This is a genomic window from Minwuia sp. (assembly GCF_048007105.1).
Classification (GTDB): Bacteria; Pseudomonadota; Alphaproteobacteria; order Minwuiales; family Minwuiaceae; genus Minwuia.
Window position 1 is genome coordinate 3910898 of sequence record NZ_CP180352.1, and the last position, 17385, is coordinate 3928282.

A 17385-nucleotide genomic window follows, 5' to 3' on the forward strand; every position below is an offset into this window, starting at 1 on the left:
ATCCGGCTATATTTCAATCAAATGCTGCACCGCAAAATCTGATTTTGCAATGCAGTATTTGCTTCCGCTGGCGTTTTCGGAGCATCAGGCCTATCTCATGAGCGCATGAGCCAGCGCCCCGGAAGCCTCAGCCTGATCCTGTCCGCCGCGGCCTGTCTGGGCATACTCGCCTTCGCTGCCCTGCTGGCCGTCGACGCGCGCGGGGTCAGCCGCCTGGAGACCGAACGCGCCGAGTTGCACAACATCCGCTACGGCGCGCTGGACGCCGACGAGTGGGTTGCCAGGCTTTCGCCGATCCTGGCCGAGCGGATCGAACGCTTCGAGATCACGCCGGAAAGCCGTCCGCATCTGAAGGCCTTGCTGACCCGGGTTATCGAACGGCTGATCACGGAACTGCCGTCGATTCTGGTGAATCTGGAGAACAGCGGTGGCAACGCGGTCGAGCGGCTGTTCGGCGACACGACCAACAAGGCGCTGGAACTGATGGTTCGCGCCACCGGCCTGAAGGAAAAGGCGCCGGAACTGGCGGATGCGCTCATCGACGAGTTGCAGAAGCCGGAGACGAAGAAGGAACTCGTGCTGCTGATGCACGGCGCGCTGACGGAACTTGCCGCCGAGAACCTGCCGCCTGCCGACCGCGCCGCCCTCACCGCCATCCAGATCCGGCACGACTGCGGCTATCCGGCCGCCTGCGAGGCGGCCATCGCGGAAGTGGCCGAACCGTTGAAACAGCGCGCCCTTATCTGGCTCGCAGCGATGACAGCCCTGGCGATCCTGCTTCTGCTGCTGACCCGCCGGCGCAACGGGGCCAACCCGCGCATCTCCGGGCTGATGCTCGCCACCGCCGCAGCCGGACTGCTCGGCGCCGGCCTTTTCGCGCCCATGATCCAGATCGACGCCCGCATCACCGAACTGCAGTTCGACCTGCTCGGCGACAGCATCCGCTTCGAGAACCAGGTCGTCTATTTCCAGTCCAAGTCGACCCTGGATGTGGTGGAAGTACTGGCCCGCACGGCCGAACCGGACATGATCCTTGTCGCCGGACTGATCGCGCTGTTCAGCGTCGGCTTTCCGCTGGCCAAGATCATCGCCAGCCTGGCCCTGACCTGGCGGCGGCCGGACGGCCAGCCCGGCCCGGTGATGCGGTTCTTCGCCTATCACTCCAGCAAGTGGGCCATGGCCGACGTCTTCGTGGTCGCCATGTTCATGGCCTATCTCGGCATGCGCGGCCTGGTGAACGATCAGCTCGGCGGGTTGCAGCAGGACGGCGGCGCGGTCTCGGTCCTGACCACCAACGGCACCTCGCTGGAGCCGGGCTTCTGGGCCTTCCTGCTGTTTGCGCTCTACGGCATCCTGATGGCTGCATGGGTGCAACGCTGGCGCGCGGCGGCAACCACGGGCTAGCCTTTCCGACGGGGAGGACTGCCATGACGAAACCGGAAATCGGCATCACCATCAGTTTCCAGCGCCATGCCGCGCTGGGCGAGACCTGGGACCGCGTCTACGCCGAGGCTCTGGAACTCGCGGCCGAGGCCGACCGTCTCGGCATCCGCAGCATCTGGGTCAGCGAGCATCACGGCGAGGAAGACGGCTACTGCCCCTCGCCCGTCGTCGCCGGGGCTGCGCTGTCGCACGCCGCTCCGAACTGCCTGATCTCCCAGGGCATCGCCATCGCACCGCTCTACGGGCATCCGCTTCGGCTGGCCGAAGACCTCGCCGTTCTCGACAACCTGTCCGGCGGCCGCGCGCAGATCGGGCTGGGTCAGGGCTACCGGCCAGAGGAGTTCGCGGCCTATGGGTGGAACTACAAGCGCCGGACCCGTTCCTTCGACGAGACTCTCGACATTCTCAACCTCGCCTGGACGGGTGAACGCTTCGACTATGACGGGGACATCCACAAGGTCGAGGGCGGGCTTCTGCGGCCGGCGCCCGTCAGGCCGGGCAAGCCCCCGCTCTGGCTCGGCGCCGCCGCCCCGGTCTCGCGGGCGCGGGCGATCCGTCACCGCGCCGGTCTGCTGATCGCGCCGCTGATCGAACTGGAACACGCCGCCCGCCAGTTCGCGGATTACGACGCGACTTCCGAGGCCGAAGGCGCCGGACTGCTGCCCCACGCGCTGATGCGCGAGATCATGATCGGCGACAGTTTCGAGGAAGCCGTCGAGGCGCATTCGGACGCGCTGGATCTCGTCTACCGCCAGCAATACGCGCCGTCGCGGACCGGACTGACCCGCAAGGATCCCGAAACCGGGGAGCGCATTCCGCTGACGCTCGACGACCCCTATTATCTGTCACGCGAGTTCATGTCCGCGCGCTGGTTCGTCGGCGCGCCGGAGCAGGTTGCCGACGGGATCAATCAATGGCAGCAGCGCTTCGGACTGCAGCATCTGATCTGGCAGCCGAAGCCGCCCGGACTGCCGCTCGACCGCGCCGTCCGGAGCCTTGAACGGATGGCGAAAGAGGTCATGCCGCGCCTGGCGTGAACGCGCGATAGGGAGGATGCCGTGAACACGAGCAATGACAGGTTCCGCGACCGGGACGTCACCTTCGCCAACGGGGCGGCCGGGCGGAACCTCGACATCACCTCGGCCAATCCTCGGAACTACCATCAAGCCATCGCCGAACCGGAAGCCGCACCGACAGTGACGGTGGACGGCAAGCTGTTCGTACCGACGGGTGCGAGCGGGACGCTGCCCTGTGTCATCGTCACGCCAGGCAGCCTGGGCGTCGCGGACTCCCATGTCGGCCACGCCGAGACGCTCACCGATCTCGGTTTCGCGGCCTTCGTCCTCGACAGCTTCGGCGCCCGCGCCGTGACCTCGACGGTCGCCAACCAGACCCAGTTCTCCTTTGCCGCATCCGCCCTCGATGTGCTCGCCGCGGTCCGGGTGCTGCGGGATTTGCCGGAGATCGACGCCGACCGGATCGGCGCGCAAGGCCACAGCCGCGGCGGCACCGCGGTTCTGACCGCAGCGACAAGGGTGTTCGCGAATGCGGTTCTCGGCCCCGGCGAAGGTCTCTGCGCGGTCTATGCGGCCTACCCCTGGAGCGGCCACCAGTTCCTGTCGCCGGGCGTCGGCAGCACCATTGTCCGCACGATCATGGGCGACGCCGATGAATGGTGCTCGCCGATGCAGGCACAGGGGCACATGCAGGCGATCCGCCTCGCCGGCGGCGTTTCGTCCTTCAGGCTGCTCGGCGGCGTGCACCACAGCTTCGACAGGGGCGCGCCGGTGGTGAACATCCCGGAGGCCTCTGTCTCGCCGGCGGCCCCGACCGCCTACATCGCAGACGACGGCGCTTTCCTGCACCCGCTGTCGGATGCCCCGGACATGCGGCTGGTCGACCGCGACCTGATGATCTACGGGATCAAGGCCGGGTTCGGCAGAAAGGGCGCGAAGATCGGCGGCACCGCCGAGAGCGCCACCCTCTTCAAGGAAGACATCAGCGAGTTCTGGCAACGCGTGATGGTGTGATCCGCCGAGGCGTGCCGGCGTATCCAAGGCATTCCTTCCCCGCCCGGAGCCGCTCATGCCCGTCACCATGCTCTATGCCGGCCTGATCGGCCTGTTGCTGCTCGTTCTCTCCGTCCGCGTCATCGCGCTGCGCCGCGGGCCGGACGGCCCCAGCCTGGGCGATGGCGGCAATCCCGACATGGCCCGCCGCATCCGTGCGCAGGGCAACCTCGTCGAATACGCGCCCATCGGCCTGATCCTGCTCGGCCTGCTGGAAATGAACGGTCAGCCGGTCTGGGCCATCCACGTCCTCGGGATCGCCCTGGTGCTCGGCCGGGTGATGCATGGCTGGGCGCTGTCGCAGCCGAAAGGCAGCGTGGCGGGACGCGTCGGGGGCATGGTCCTGACCCTGAGCACCATCGGCATTCTGAGCATCTGGTGCGTCGCGGCGTTCGCGGTCTAGCCGAAGACGAGCGTCGCAATCCCGAGCGCTGCAACGACCGCCGCCGCGAGGTAGCGGAAATACGGCCCGGAAGTCCAGCCGGCCAGCGCACCACCGGCCAGCACGGCCGGCACATTGACCAGGAGCATCCCGATCGTCGTGCCAGCAGTCACCAGCAGAACCGACTCGTAGCGGGCGGCCAGCGCAATGGTGGCCACCTGTGTCTTGTCGCCCATCTCGGCGATGAAGAAGGCGATCAAGGCAACGACGAAGGGTCCGGCCCCTCGGAACCGCCTTTCCTCTTCCGGCGCACTGTCCGGGAACAGGAGCCAGGCGGCCATGGCGAGAAACGAAAGGCCGAGCAGCCAGCGGAGGATTTCGTCGCCCAGCTGACCGGCCACCGACTGGCCAAGAAGGGCGGCGAGACCGTGGTTCAGCAACGTCGCCGCCAGAATGCCCGCGATCAGTGGAACAGGCGCACGGAAACGGGCCGCGAGCACAAGCGACAGCAGCATCGTCTTGTCGCCGATCTCGGCCAGCGCGACGACGCCGGTGGATACGAGCAAGGCTTCCACGGATGGGGAGCGGCCCGGACTAGTCGACCAGCTCCATCACCTTCTCGAGCTGCTTCAGCTGCCCGTCGACGTCGAGGGAGGTGTCGAAACGCACCGTGATCCCGCTGACGCCCGCCTTCGCATAGGCCTCGAAGCGTTCGCGGACCATCTCGGGCGTGCCGACCGCGCCGAACATCGTGATCATCTCGTCGGGCACGACCTTCGCCGCCTCGTCGCGCTTGCCCGCGATCCAGAGCCGCTGGATCTCCAGCGCCTCGTCCTGGAAGCCGGAGCGCTGGAAGGCCTCGTTGTAGAAGTTGGTCTCGGCGGACCCCATCGCCCCCATCTGGAAGGCAATGCCGGGCCGCCGGGCGTCGATCAGCGCTTCCGGATCGTCGCCGATACCGACCGAACAGGCGGCGTTCAGGTGAATGTCCGAAAGCTTGCGCCGGCCTTCTCGGCGCCTCTGCGGATGAAGTCCAGATGCGCTTCGGGCCGGTCGGGCGAGAAGGAGGTACCGAGCCAGCCGTCCGCCGCCTCGCCGGTATATTCCAGCGACTTCGGCCCCAGCGTGGCCAGATAGATCGGAATCTCGGTCGGCGGCCAGTCGAGCCGGATCGCCTTGCCTTCGCCGCCGGGCCTCGGGAGCGTGATGGTCTCGCCCTCATACTTGATCTTCTCGCCCCGGAACGCCATCCGGATGACATCGACGGTCTCCCTGAGCCGGGTCAGCGGCTTGCGGTAGTCCTGGCCCTGCAGGCCCTCGACCACCTGCGGGCCGCTGACACCCAGTCCCAGGATGAAGCGGCCGTTCGAGAGACTGTTCAGCGACAGCGCCGACATGGCCGTCATCGACGGCACGCGGGCGCTGATCTGCATGATGCCGGTGCCCAGCTTGATCCGCTCCGTCTTCGCCGCGAGATAGGCCAGCGCGCTGACAGCGTCGCGGCCCCAGGCCTCGGCCGACCATGCCGCGTGGACGCCCATCGCCTCGGCCGCCTGTACGAATTCGGAGACCGTGCCCATGCCCGACTGGTCGTAGCCGCCGACGCTGATCGAAACCTTCAGAAGCGCCATCGCCTCACCCCTTGCCGAAGTTCTTCACCCGCTCCGCCACGTCGGGGGAGCGTCCCGGGCTGTGCGCCCGTTCAAAGGTCAGCGCGTCGGCGTGACCGCGGTTCTGGCCCTCGTTGACCAGCATCTTGTCGCCGCGCAGCGTGTGCCAGGAATTGGCGAGAAAGGTCCGCGCCATGGCGATCACGTGATCCTGCAACTGCTCGTCCGGCACGGTCTCGACGGCGAGGCCGATCTTCACCGCTTCCTCGGCGCCCACGACGCGGCCCGAATACATCATCTCCTTGGCGCGCTGCACGCCGACGCGGTCCGGCAGACGGCGGCTCATGCCCCAGCGCGGGGTCATGCCCCACTTGCCGTGCGTGTCGGCGAATTTCGCGGAACTGCCGGCAACAATCAGATCCACCGAGAGCGCGAGTTCCAGACCGCCCGTGTAGCAGTGGCCCTGCACCGCGCCGATCACCGGCTGCGGCAGCCGCTCGATCAGATCGACCGTGTCGGACTGGTAGTTCGGCGTCGGCGCTTCCTCGCCGGACTGGATCGCCTTCAGGTCATTGCCGGCGCAGAAGGACCGGCCTTCCGCACGCAGGATGACCACGCCGATCTCGTCGGTCTGGCGATGTAGCGCATCCACATGATCGCGCAGTTCCATGACCAGCTTCGGCGACAGCGCGTTCAGCGCCTCGGGCCGGTTCAGTGTGAGTATGCAAAGCCCGTTGTCGTCATGCCGCTCGACCAGCGCCATCGGTTCGTCCTCCCTCGTCTCCCCAGGCGAGGGGCCGTATCGCCAGCCCCAGCACCACGCCATTGAGGATATGCCAAAGGAAGTGCGTGCCAAAGGCCCAGTCTTCGCAGAGCGGCCCGTCGAGCGTGCGGAAGATGAAGGACGGCACGAAAACCAGCACCGCGGCCCCGATCCAGCGCCCCGCCGGATGACCGCGCACCAGCAGCAGGGCCGAGATCGCGATGCCGGCGGCAAAGGGGCCGAGATAGAAGGCGCCGGGCACCGGGGCGAAGCGCCCGAACAGGAAGGCGCCGCCGATCATTGCCGCCGGCCAGACGAAGGCGGTCAGCCATCCCATGCCGAGAAAGCGCCGGGCGGCGAAGTAGATCGTCGCCAGCAGGCAGAAGCCCAGGGCCAGCGTGTCAGCTGCGCCGCTCCAGCTGTTGGCGAGCGTGTGGAACAGGAAGCTGCCGATGCCCGTGGCGATCAGCAGAAGAAGGGGAATGAGAAGGGACGGGCGGGCGAGCGTGCCGTCTTTCCCCGCCAGCCGCGCGATCAGGACGGCGGCCACAATGAAGGAAAGGTTCGTGACCGCGTTAAGGGGCTCGTCCCAGAAGCCGGGCACGAGACGTTCGCAATAGCCGTCTACAAAATCGTTCATGCCGCCGAAGTGGCGGCAGCCGGGCGTCAGGTCAAGCCGGAATGCGGGTCAGGCGGCGCGGGTGCTCATCCAGGCGCGGGCCATCTTCTGGGCTTCCGCAATCTGCGCTGCAGACATCATCTCCGCCATTTCCTGGCGTTCGGCGCGGGCCCGGGCATCGCCGGCAGTGGCCGCGATATTGAACCACTTGTGGGCGTGGATCAGACCAGCCTCGCCGGATTCGGTCGCGTAGATCAGCCCGATGCGGTACTGCGCGTCACGATCTCCGGCGTCAGCCATGGCCATCAGGGTGTCGAGTATCTTCGGTTCATAATGTCCCATTTGCCTTCTCCTGAATGCGGGACCCGGCAGGACCGGTTCCCGACGTCAGGGAAATCGTGGGGCGTAAAGGTTAACGGGACGTTCTCGTTAGGTAAGGATTGGGTTAACCCGCGATCTTTTCCGAAACCGCCGCCCCCGCCGCGCCCGCAAGTTCCTGAAGAGTTGTCGGAAATACGCAGTGCGGATGGCCGGCGGCGGCGAAAATCTTTTCGAAGCGGCCAAGCGATGCGTCCGCGACGACCGGAATTTCGGTGGTATGGCCGAGCGGAGCGACGCCGCCGATGGTGAATCCGGTGGCCTCGCGGACGAAGTCGGGTTCCGCCTGTTTCGGCTTGCCGGAGAGGCCGAGTTCGTCGCGCAGCGCCTTCAGGTCGCACTGCCTGTCGCCGGCAACCAGCGCCATCACGGCCTGCTCGCCGGACCGGAAGACCAGCGATTTGACGATCGCGCCCAGTTCGCATCCCAGCGCCCGGGCGGCGTCCTCGGCCGTCCGCGCCGTGTCGGCCAGGACGATCACCTCGGCAGCCGACCCGGCCGCCTTCAGCGCCGCCCGCACCCGGCGCACCGGTTCCCGCTCAAGCAATTGTTCCGTCACCCTGTTCCGGCTCCTCGACACCGTGTTGCTTCAGTCTGGCCGACGCCTTGCGGCCGACGAGGACTGTTACCGCCAGGGTCGCCAGAATGCCAATGCCGAAGAAGACATACTGCAGCGTCGAGGCCTCCTCACCCGCCGCCGCGGCGCCGCCGATCGATCCGATCCAGACATAGAGCAGCGTGCCCGGCATGATGCCGAAGAAGGTCGCCAGCATGTAAGGTCCGAACTCGGCCGCGGTCGCGCCGAGCACCCAGTTCTGCAGGCTGAAAGGCACCACGGGCGAAAGCCGCAGCAGGCCGACGATCTTCCAGCCTTCTTCCTTGATCGCCTGATCGACAGCGCGCAGCTTGGGCCGGTCGGCGATCAGCCGCCGGACGCGCTCCCGCGCCAGATAGCGGCCCGCCAGAAATGACATGCCCGCACCCAGCGTCGCGCCGATGACCACCAGCGGAAAGGCCCAGAGCCCGAAGGCGACCGCCGCGGCGAGCGTCACCAGCCCGCCGGGAACCAGCGCGGTGACTGCAAACGCGTAAGCGAAGACGAAGACCACCCAGCCGATGGGACCCAGCCCCTCGATCCAGGTGCGGAAACCCTCGATCCAGTCGCTGAGAGGCAGGACGGCATAGGCCGCGATCAGACCGCCGACCAGAACGGCGGCGAGCAGCGCCTTCGCCCAGGCCGGCATTCCACTGCGTTCGCCGTTTCCGGCACCTTCCGCCATCGCACCCATGTTCCAACGCCCGTTCATTGCCAGCATAGACGACAGATCTGGGACGATGGAAAGCGCAGCGCCATGCCTGTCACGCGGGCTTGACCCCGTGTGACGCAGTGCGAGGCGTCAGGGGACCTCGAAACCCTTCTTCACGGCATCGCGCGCCCAGATGGTGTCGTACCAGCGCTTCAGGTTCGGGAAGTCCTCCAGTTCCATGCCCTGCCATTCATGCCGCGCGATCCAGGGGAAGGTGGCAATGTCGGCGATGGTGTACTGATCGGCCGCCAGCCAATCGTGATTGGCCAGTTGCTTGTCGGCAACGCCGTAGAGCCGCCGGGTCTCGTTGGTGTAGCGGTCGATGGCGTAGGGGATCTTCTCCGGCGCAAAGCGGCGGAAGTGATGCGCCTGCCCCATCATCGGACCGGCGCCGCCCATCTGCCACATCAGCCACTGCATGGTATCGGTGAAGCCGCGCGGGTCTGCGGGCAGGAACTTGCCGGTCTTCTGGGCGAGGTAGATCAGGATCGCGCCGGTCTCGAAGACCGAGATGGGCCGCCCTTCCGGGCCGTCACTGTCGATGATCGCGGGAATCTTGTTGTTGGGCGAGATCTTCAGAAAGTCCGGGTCGAACTGCTCGTCCTTGCTGATATCGACCGGATAGACCTGATAGTCGAGGCGGCATTCCTCCAGCATGACCGAGATCTTGCGACCATTCGGCGTTCCCCAAGTGTAAAGCTCGATCATCGTTCGCTCCCTGAGATTGTCTTTTTTCAGCCGTCCAGCGCCTGCGCCAGATCGGCGATGAGATCGTCCGCGTCCTCGATACCGACCGACAGCCGGAGCAGATCGGGCGGCGCCATCGTCGCCGCGCCCTCGACCGTGTGGCGGTGCTCGACCAGGCTCTCCACGCCACCGAGGGAGGTGGCGCGACGGAATATGCGAAGCCTTGCCTTCACAGCCTTTGCCCGCTCCGCCCCGCCACCTATGAGGACCGACAGCATCGCGCCGTAGCCGCCGGTCATCTGCCGCGCTGCCACGGCGTGACCCGGATGCGATTGCAAGCCCGGATAGAGCACCGAGACGCCGTCCCGCGCTTCCAGCCATTCCGCGATCCTCATCGCGTTGGCCGAAGCCCGTTCGACACGGATCGCCAGCGTGCGCATGCCCCGCGCCAGCAGCCAGGCCTCGAAGGGTCCGAGAACCGCGCCCGACATGTGGCGCTGCGCCGCCGCGCCCTGCCAGAGCGCGTCGCCCGCATCGCCGGTCACCAGCGCACCGGCCATGACGTCGGAGTGCCCGTTCAGCGACTTGGTCGCCGCATGCATCACGAAGTCGGCGCCCAGATCAAGCGGCCGCGTATGCAGCGGCGTCGGCACGGTGTTGTCGACCGCGAGCTTCGCGCCGGCCGCCTTGCAGGCCTCGGCCACGGTGGCGATGTCGGTGACGTGCCAGAGCGGGTTGCAGGGCGTCTCGACCCAGACCAGCCGCGCCGGACGCTCCTTCAGCGCCGCGGCATAGGAGGCCGCATCATTGCCGACGAAGCGTATATCGAGGCCGAAGCGCTCGCCGAAATCCTTCAGCCAAACCTTCAGCGCGAAATACATCACCTCCGGCGCGATCACGCTGTCGCCGGACTTCAGCGCCTGAAACAGGGCCGCTGCCGCCGCCATGCCGGAAGCGAAGACCAGGGCCCGCTGCCCGCCCTCAAGACGGGCCAGCATCTCCTCGGCCAGGTGGAACGACGGATTCTCGTCGCGGGCGTAGACGGCGCCGCCCGGCAGGCTCAGATCCGGATCGCGCTCGTAGGTGGTCGCCGGATAGATCGCCGGGGCAAGGCCGCGGCTCTTCGGTTCGACGTGACCCAGCGCCTGCGCCAGGTATGTCGCCGGCCTGTCGTCCGCGCCGCTCACGCGCGATTTCCGAACTGCTTGTCACCGAACAGGTTCCGCTTCTGCTCCTCGCCCATCTCCTCGGGCTTCCGGCGCAGATCCCGGCCCAAATCGACCCCGCGGCGCACCGCCGGACGTTGCTTCACCGTGTCGTACCAGCGTCGGACATTCGGATAATCGTCCATCACGATCCCCTGCATCCGGTGCAGCATGAACCACGGCATCAGCGCCATGTCGGCGATGGTGTATTCGTCGCCGCCCGGGTACTCGGCCTCGGCCAGCCGCCGGTCGAGCACGCCGTAGAGACGGTTGGATTCGTCGAGATACCGCTTCTTGGCGTAGGGAATGTCCTCGGTCGCATAGAGCTTGAAGTGCCCGTTCTGGCCGAACATCGGACCCACGCCACCCATCTGCCACATCAGCCATTCGATAGCGCGGTATCGGCGCGGATCCGCCGGCAGGAACCTGCCGGTCTTCTCGGCGAGAAAGATCAGGATCGCGCCCGATTCCATCAGGTGGTAGTCGCCGCCGGGTCCATCGTGATCGACGATGGCCGGCATGCGGTTGTTGGGACTGATCTTGAGAAAGTCCGGCTCGAACTGCGCGCCCTCGCCGATATTCACCGGGATCATGCGGTATTCCAGCCCGCATTCCTCCAGCATGATGGAGATCTTCCAGCCATTCGGCGTCGGCCAGTAGTAGAGGTCGATCATGCAGCGCTCCCCGGGAAACCTGTGCAATTCGCGCGCTTCGTGATATGGCGCGCTCCGGAACCAAGTGAACGCACCTCAACGGAGACCGTCAACATGAGCCTCGACCGCGACGCCCTGATCGATTGCCTGGAGCGCATGACCGGCGAGGATGATGCCGCCGTGGCCGCCGCCGCGCGCGAGGCGACCGCCATGCTGGAAAAGGCGGACATGGAGTGGGAAGAGGTCATCCGGACCGGGCTGAAGCCGCCGTCGACCGGGCCCGCCATCGAACTGGGCGAGGATGACGACTCGGTGCGCAAGGCCATCGACGCGCTGCTGAAGCGCGACGACCTGAACGAGGACACCGCCGAGGACCTGCGCGAATACAAGGCGGCGCTGGAGAAGGGCGAACTCGACCCCGACGACCGGAACTACATCCTCGGCCTCTATCAGCGCATCGGCTGAGCCACCGCCTCAGGCGACGGCCAGATGCGCCGGCCGCCTGAGATCCGCTGCCAGGCCCTCGCCCATCAGATCGATGAAGTTGTCGCAGTAGAACCGATCGACCGCGCGGGCCGGCGTGTCCTGCAGCGAGTTGCCGAAACGCTTCAGCGGGTTCCGGCCGCCCTCGATATGCGGGAAGTCCGATGAGAACATCGCAACTTCCTCACCCGCATTGGCGATGATCCAGCCGACATCCTCGTGCGGGTACGGCGCCGCGCGGAACTGACGGCGGACGATTTCCGACGGCTTCGCGCTCAGCTTCTGCAGCCGTTCCTCGTTCCTGACGAAGGCGTGCGCCGCCGAGTCCATGGCCCGCATCCAGCCCGGCACCCAGTTCGCGCCCAGTTCGATGGCGCCCCATTTCAGGTTTGGAAACCGGTCGAACACGCCGTCGAAGATCAACGTCGCGCCGGTCTGCATGGCGGCCTCGGGGATCGGCATGTAGCTGACCGAGGTAAAGTTGTCGTCGCCGCCGTGGAAATCCTTCACCGGCGGCAGGCCGTTTTCCTTGTAGGCCGGATTGAGTTTCTGCTCGCCGCCCACATGGAACAGGACGGGCAGGCCGGCTTCCTGGGCCATGGCCCAGAGCGGATCGAGATCGACATGGCTGGGGCTGTGATTCTGCGGGCATTTCGACGGCACCATCAGGGCCTTCGCGCCGATCCGGATCGCCTCCTCGGCACAGGCGCGGGTCCGGGCGAAATCCTCCAGCGGAATGTAGGCGGTCGGCAGCAGCCGGCGGTCGGTCGCGCAGAAGTCCGTCATCATCCGGTTGTGGGCGCTGGCCGCGGCGTAGCAAAGCTCCATGTCATCGCTCTGATCGAGCTCGAAATTGCCGAGGCAGAAGGTCGTGAAGACCAGTTGGCTGGCGAAGCCCATGTAGTCGAGCGCCTCCGACCGGTCGTCCTTCAGGAACGAGCCATGCGCGTCGTAGTTCTTGCGCAGCATGACGTTCTCGTTCGCGGCCGCACGGAAATCGGCATCGGCGTGGTTCTCCCGCGCCGCATCCAGAGCCGCCTGCTGGCGCGTCTTCAGATCGATGAACTTCCGCGTCTGGTGCAACCGTTCCCTGAGCCGTGCTTCCAGATAGGGATCGAGACAGTCGGACGGCTCCATCAGGTGGCTGTCGGCATCGTGGATGATGCGGCCTTCGGCGTACGGCATGTCGTTCTCCCCTTGCGGCCGCCCGCCATGGTCCTGGCGCAGCCGGATTGATTGCGGCCGGAGTGTCACTGACACTGATGTCAGTGTCAAATGCGTTTGCCGCACGGACCGCCTCTGCTAGCGTCCGGGCGCGACCGGCAAAGGAATTTGGATGACCGCAACCGAGAGAAAGCCCCGTCCCGCCGCCCACCGCGGCGGCGATGCCCGGACCGAAGCGGCGATCCTCGGGGCTGCAGAGAAGATCTTTTCCGACAAGGGGTTCTTCGATGCGACGGTGGCCGACATCGTCAGCAAGGCGGGCGTCAGCCGAGGCACCTTCTATTTCTATTTCCAGGACCGTGAGGACGTGTTCCTCGCCCTGCTGACGACCATTGTCGACGAGATGTTCGTCCTGCCCGCGGAGCATGGCGGTTCCTTCGAGGACCGGGTCGAACGGGCCAACCGGAGCTATCTTGAGGCCTTCCGGAACCATGGCGCCTTCATGCGCTGCGCCCTTCAGATGGCGACCTACAATCAGGACGCCTCGACCGCGTTGAACGATCTCCGCGGGCGCTTCCTCGAACGCCTTCGCAGCCACCTCGAACGGGCGAAGGCAGCCGGACGCTGCCACGATTTCGACGTCCGCATCGCCTCCTACGCCATCGTCATGATGGTCGAGTTCTTCGCCTACAGCTGGCTGTCCTTCGGCTGGAACCTCGACGAAGGCGATTTCGAGTTCGAGGCCGTCGCCAAGGAACTCAGCGCGATGTGGTGCCGCGCCATCTACAAGCCTTCGGTCAGCTGACCGAAGGCACCGTGATCCAGGTGGCGAACGCGCTGGCGACGACCCGCTCGTCCGCATCCAGCACCGCCGAACCCGCATAGGCCTTCCGGCCGTCGATCCCTTCGCGCCAGGCCAGCACCGTACAACGGTCGCCCGCCTTCACCTTTCCCGTCACCTCGCCGGCAATGCGGCCGAGCAGCATGCTGCCCGACGTCTGACCGAACCAGGCATAGGCCCCCGGACAGTCCAGCGCAGCGAAGACATGACGCTCCAGAATGAAGCCATCATCCCCGGCCATGTTCGGATGCGCGTCCCACTTCGCGGCGACGAGATCGCGGCCCTCGATGGGCGAGGCGAAGACCCGCAGTCCCTCGCCCGGCGCGTTCTTCACCCCACAGACGAAACAGTGCGGGATCGGGCTGTTCTTCGCGCCGGGATAGTTGGGTAATGCCGCCTCGATTTCGGCATCCGACGGTTTCGCCGGCACCTCGACGGAGAAGCTGCCGGGCCGGACGGAGCCGACAGCGTTCCCCTCGTGCAGGACCTCGTAGCCGTCGGCTGTCTTCGCCAGTTCCAGCGGCGTCTCCAGCGGCGGCGGTGCACGCAGGGTGATCTCCGCCGGACCGTCGATCAGTTCCGCCAGCAAGCCCGCGAAGTAGCCGCCATTGGCCGATTGCGACGGTCCCTGGAACCGCCGTTCAATGATGATTTCACTCATGTGCGTGCGGCTGTCAGGCAGCAGTGCCCTTGTTGACGACCATCTTCTTCACCGATGCCTTCACGACCGGGATCTCGTCGTCGGCCAGTTCGGGCATCCGCTTCTTCCGGGCCATCGCCGCCTCGAGATAGGGCGCCAGTTCGGCATCCTTCTTCGCCTTGCGCTCGGCTTCCTTCTCCTTGAACTCCGGCAGCACTTCGGCCGCGAAGAGGTTCAGCGAGTTCGCAGATCTGCTTGTGGCTGTTCCGGCCGGCCTGCTGCAGGAAGATGATCTGATCGACGCCGGCCTTTTCGTAATTGCGGATGTGTTCGCGGAAATCGTCGGGCGTGCCGATGCCCGGCGCGTGCATCAGGTCACGCCCCTTCAGCGCCGCGTCGATCATCTCCTCGCTGTCGACCTTCCGCGCCGCCTGGAATTCGTCCCAGATCCGGGTGCGGCCGGGCACCGTGTCCTCGGCCACCAGCTTGCGCATGGCGAAGCTGAAGAACTCGAAGCCTTCCTGACCCTCCCGGATGGCCGCCGAGCGGTCGTGGTTCAGCGAAAACGCGCTGACCATGGCGATGTTGGCATTCACCGCATGGCCGATGGGCACGCATTCCTCGGACTTGATGATGTCGTAGTAGATGTCGGCCCAGGTCTTGGCCTCTTCCGGATCCACGAAGGAGAAGGCCAGCGCGCCGACGCCCTTGGACGCCGCCACCTTGATCGTGTCGCGGTTGGTGCAGGCCATCCACATCGGCGGATGCGGCTTCTGCAGCGGCTTGGGGATCACGTTCCGGCAGGGCACCGAGAAGTTCTCGCTCTCGTAGCCGGGATAGGGGTTCATAACCATCATGTTGGCCACCTGCTCGGCAGCCTCCAGCGACATGGCCCGCTTCTGCTTGGCCGGTATGCCGAAACCGTGCAGTTCCAGGCGCGTCGCGCCCTCGCCGATGCCGAACTGCGCCCGCCCGCTGCTGACCAGATCGAGCGTCGCGATGCCCTCGGCAGTCCGCGCCGGGTGGTTGTAGTTCGGAATCACCTGACGGATGCCGTGACCGACCTTGATGTTCTTCGTCCGCCGGCCGCCGCCGCAAGAAACACCTCCGGCGAAGCACAGTGCGAGTATTCCTCGAGGAAGTGATGCTCCACCGCCCACGCGTAGTCGATGCCCAGCCGGTCGGCCAGTTCGACCTGCTCCAGCGCCTCCTGGAACAGGCGATGCTCGTCGCCCTCGTTCCAAGGCTTCGGCAGCTGCAGCTCATAGAAAACGCCGAATTCCATTGTGTCCTCCCCAGTCGCAACGGTTCCCGAAACGCGATGGTAGCAGCCCTGACCCGTGGGTAGAAGCGCAGCCTTGCCGTCCGGGCCATGCCGCGCCAGTCTCTTGGCGAAGGGGAGGACGGGATGAGCAGAAAACCCAGGGCGTTGCTGTTCGACGTGTTTGGCACGGTGGTCGACTGGCGGCGCTCCATCGCGCGCGAGGTCGACAGGATGGCGGCCGAACGCGGCTGGAGTATCGACGGCAATGACTTCGCCATCAGCTGGCGCAAGCTCTACCAGCCGGCCATGGAACGCATCCGCGCCGGCAACCGGGGCTTCGTGAAGCTGGATGTCCTTCATCGGGAGAACCTGGATCAGGTGCTGAGCGATCTCGGCGTCGACGGCCTGTCCGAAGCCGAAAAGCAGGATCTGAATCTGGCCTGGCACCGCCTCGCGCCCTGGCCGGATTCGGTGGGCGGCCTGAACCGGATGAAGAGCCGGCACATTCTCGCGACCTGCTCCAACGGCAACATCGCGCTGATGGTGAACATGGCCAAGAATGCGGGCCTGCCCTGGGATGTCATCCTCGGCGCCGAGGTCACGCAGGCCTACAAGCCGATGCAGGAATGCTACCTGGGCTCCGCCACTGCGCTGGGTCTCGATCCGGGCGAGTGCTGCATGGTCGCCGCCCACAATGACGACCTGGCCGCGGCGAAAAGCTTCGGCCTGATGACCGCCTATGTCGAGCGGCCGCTGGAGTTCAAGGACGACGGCGGCCCCTACCCCGCAACCGGCGACTGGAACTACGTTGCCGCCGACTTCATCGATCTTGCCGCGCAGCTCGACGCCTGAGAGAGGAGACACTCCCGTGACCCAGAACCGACAGGTCGTGATCCGCGAACTGCCCAGGGGCGAACTCACCAACGACCACTTCGAACTGCGTGACGGCGAGATGCCGGCCGCGGGCGAAGGCGAGGTGGTCGTCCGCACAATCCTGATGTCGATCGACGCGGCCAACCGGGCCTGGATGCAGGGCGCGACCTACCGCGAGGCGGTGAAGGCGGGCGACGTCATGCACACCTATTCCATCGGCGAAGTCGCGGAATCCAAGGACGACAGGCTGAAGCCGGGCGAGATCGTCGCGGTCGAGGCGCGCTGGGCGGACTACGTCACGGTCAAGGCGAAGCACGCGCAGAAGCTGCCCGACCACCGGCCGCTCTCGCACATGCTCTCGATCCTCGGCATTGCCGGAAAGACCGCCTATCACGGGCTGGTAAATGTCGGGAGGCCCGAACCGGGCGAGACGGTCGTCGTGTCGGCGGCGGCGGGCTCGGTCGGCATCTTCGTCGGTCAGATCGCAAAGGCGCTGGGCTGCCGCGCGGTCGGCATCGCGGGTGGCAAGGACAAATGCGACTGGGTCGTGAAGGAACTCGGCTTCGACGCCTGCATCGATTATCGCGGCGGCAACTTGTTCCGCGAGCTCAAGGCCGCATGCCCCAACGGAATCGATGTCTATTTCGACAATGTCGGCGGCGAAATCCTGGAGACCGTGCTGTTCCAGATGAACCAGAAGGGCCGCGTGGTCTGCTGCGGCGCCGTCAGCCAGTACAACTCGACCGCGCCCTCGGGGCCGCGCAACCTGCCTGGCATGGTCGTGGTGAAGCGCCTCCGGATGGAGGGATTCATCGTCATGGACTTTGCCGACCGCGACGAGAAGGCGACCCAGGAACTCATGGCCTGGGTGAAGGAAGGCAAGATCCGCGTCGTCGAGGATGTCGTCGAAGGCCTGGAGAACGCGCCGCGCGCGCTGACAGGGCTTCTTGCTGGCGACAACCGGGGCAAGCGCATGGTCCGCGTCGCACCCGATCCGGTCTGAC

19 protein-coding genes and 2 pseudogenes are annotated in these 17385 nt (G+C 66.1%); 8 read left to right on the forward strand and 13 right to left on the reverse strand.

What is annotated here, in order from left to right:
* Window positions 1-105 precede the first annotated feature (105 nt).
* The 4 genes from ACMVY4_RS18970 to ACMVY4_RS18985 are packed head-to-tail and all read left to right on the forward strand — an operon-like array spanning window position 106 to window position 3915.
* Window positions 106-1404, forward strand: a complete 1299-nt coding sequence (locus ACMVY4_RS18970) for a paraquat-inducible protein A (RefSeq protein ID WP_416897524.1) — start codon at window positions 106-108, stop codon at window positions 1402-1404.
* A gap of 23 nt (window positions 1405-1427) precedes the next feature.
* Window positions 1428-2480 (forward strand): LLM class flavin-dependent oxidoreductase, encoded by a 1053-nt coding sequence (locus ACMVY4_RS18975; protein ID WP_416897525.1) that lies wholly within the window; start codon window positions 1428-1430, stop codon window positions 2478-2480.
* Between the two features lie 21 nt (window positions 2481-2501).
* Window positions 2502-3473, forward strand: a complete 972-nt coding sequence (locus tag ACMVY4_RS18980) for a dienelactone hydrolase family protein (RefSeq protein ID WP_416897526.1) — start codon at window positions 2502-2504, stop codon at window positions 3471-3473.
* 55 nt (window positions 3474-3528) lie between these two features.
* Entirely contained in the window at window positions 3529-3915 is a 387-nt protein-coding gene (locus ACMVY4_RS18985; protein ID WP_416897527.1) for an MAPEG family protein, read from the forward strand.
* Here ACMVY4_RS18985 and ACMVY4_RS18990 read toward each other — a convergent pair.
* The 10 genes and pseudogenes from ACMVY4_RS18990 to ACMVY4_RS19035 form a co-directional block, all read right to left on the reverse strand.
* A complete protein-coding gene (locus ACMVY4_RS18990) occupies window positions 3912-4469 on the reverse strand; it encodes a TMEM165/GDT1 family protein (RefSeq protein WP_416897528.1) in 558 nt (185 codons plus the stop codon). The genes ACMVY4_RS18985 and ACMVY4_RS18990 overlap by 4 nt on opposite strands.
* A 19-nt stretch (window positions 4470-4488) precedes the next feature.
* Window positions 4489-5525, reverse strand: a pseudogene (locus ACMVY4_RS18995) (LLM class flavin-dependent oxidoreductase).
* 4 nt (window positions 5526-5529) lie between these two features.
* The gene (locus tag ACMVY4_RS19000; protein WP_416897529.1) at window positions 5530-6267 is read right to left on the reverse strand and encodes an enoyl-CoA hydratase/isomerase family protein; all 738 of its coding nucleotides are present in this window, start codon (window positions 6265-6267) and stop codon (window positions 5530-5532) included.
* On the reverse strand, window positions 6245-6907 hold the full coding sequence (locus ACMVY4_RS19005) for a hypothetical protein (protein WP_416897530.1): 663 nt from the start codon (window positions 6905-6907) through the stop codon (window positions 6245-6247). The genes ACMVY4_RS19000 and ACMVY4_RS19005 overlap by 23 nt, the downstream gene beginning before the upstream one ends.
* A 48-nt stretch (window positions 6908-6955) precedes the next feature.
* Window positions 6956-7228, reverse strand: coding sequence for a hypothetical protein (locus ACMVY4_RS19010; RefSeq protein ID WP_416897531.1), 273 nt, complete (start codon window positions 7226-7228; stop codon window positions 6956-6958).
* Window positions 7229-7331: 103 nt separating this feature from the next.
* Window positions 7332-7823 carry a YbaK/EbsC family protein gene (locus ACMVY4_RS19015; RefSeq protein ID WP_416897532.1) on the reverse strand — a complete coding sequence of 164 codons (492 nt, stop codon included), beginning with the start codon at window positions 7821-7823 and terminating at the stop codon, window positions 7332-7334.
* Window positions 7804-8553, reverse strand: a complete 750-nt coding sequence (locus ACMVY4_RS19020) for a TVP38/TMEM64 family protein (RefSeq protein ID WP_416897533.1) — start codon at window positions 8551-8553, stop codon at window positions 7804-7806. Before ACMVY4_RS19020 ends, ACMVY4_RS19015 begins: the two co-directional genes overlap by 20 nt.
* A gap of 108 nt (window positions 8554-8661) precedes the next feature.
* A complete protein-coding gene (locus ACMVY4_RS19025; protein ID WP_416897534.1) occupies window positions 8662-9279 on the reverse strand; it encodes a glutathione binding-like protein in 618 nt (205 codons plus the stop codon).
* Window positions 9280-9305: 26 nt separating this feature from the next.
* A complete protein-coding gene (locus ACMVY4_RS19030; protein ID WP_416897535.1) occupies window positions 9306-10445 on the reverse strand; it encodes a trans-sulfuration enzyme family protein in 1140 nt (379 codons plus the stop codon).
* Entirely contained in the window at window positions 10442-11137 is a 696-nt protein-coding gene (locus tag ACMVY4_RS19035; protein WP_416897536.1) for a glutathione binding-like protein, read from the reverse strand. The genes ACMVY4_RS19030 and ACMVY4_RS19035 overlap by 4 nt, the downstream gene beginning before the upstream one ends.
* Window positions 11138-11230: 93 nt before the next feature.
* Between ACMVY4_RS19035 and ACMVY4_RS19040 the strand changes: the two genes are divergently transcribed.
* Complete coding sequence (locus ACMVY4_RS19040; protein ID WP_416897537.1) at window positions 11231-11581, forward strand: hypothetical protein; 351 nt, start codon at window positions 11231-11233, stop codon at window positions 11579-11581.
* 9 nt (window positions 11582-11590) lie between these two features.
* Here ACMVY4_RS19040 and ACMVY4_RS19045 read toward each other — a convergent pair whose 3' ends face one another.
* Window positions 11591-12784 (reverse strand): amidohydrolase family protein, encoded by a 1194-nt coding sequence (locus ACMVY4_RS19045; protein ID WP_416897538.1) that lies wholly within the window; start codon window positions 12782-12784, stop codon window positions 11591-11593.
* 151 nt (window positions 12785-12935) lie between these two features.
* Between ACMVY4_RS19045 and ACMVY4_RS19050 the strand changes: the two genes are divergently transcribed.
* Window positions 12936-13568, forward strand: a complete 633-nt coding sequence (locus ACMVY4_RS19050) for a TetR/AcrR family transcriptional regulator (protein ID WP_416897539.1) — start codon at window positions 12936-12938, stop codon at window positions 13566-13568.
* Here ACMVY4_RS19050 and ACMVY4_RS19055 read toward each other — a convergent pair.
* Window positions 13561-14265 (reverse strand): hypothetical protein, encoded by a 705-nt coding sequence (locus ACMVY4_RS19055; protein WP_416897540.1) that lies wholly within the window; start codon window positions 14263-14265, stop codon window positions 13561-13563. The genes ACMVY4_RS19050 and ACMVY4_RS19055 overlap by 8 nt on opposite strands.
* A pseudogene (locus tag ACMVY4_RS19060) lies at window positions 14262-15529 on the reverse strand (LLM class flavin-dependent oxidoreductase). Before ACMVY4_RS19060 ends, ACMVY4_RS19055 begins: the two are co-directional and overlap by 4 nt.
* Window positions 15530-15652: 123 nt before the next feature.
* Between ACMVY4_RS19060 and ACMVY4_RS19065 the strand changes: the two are divergent.
* Both ACMVY4_RS19065 and ACMVY4_RS19070 read left to right on the forward strand, forming a co-directional pair.
* Window positions 15653-16360, forward strand: coding sequence for a haloacid dehalogenase type II (locus tag ACMVY4_RS19065; RefSeq protein WP_416897541.1), 708 nt, complete (start codon window positions 15653-15655; stop codon window positions 16358-16360).
* A gap of 16 nt (window positions 16361-16376) precedes the next feature.
* Entirely contained in the window at window positions 16377-17384 is a 1008-nt protein-coding gene (locus ACMVY4_RS19070; RefSeq protein ID WP_416897542.1) for an NADP-dependent oxidoreductase, read from the forward strand.
* Window position 17385: the final 1 nt, after the last annotated feature.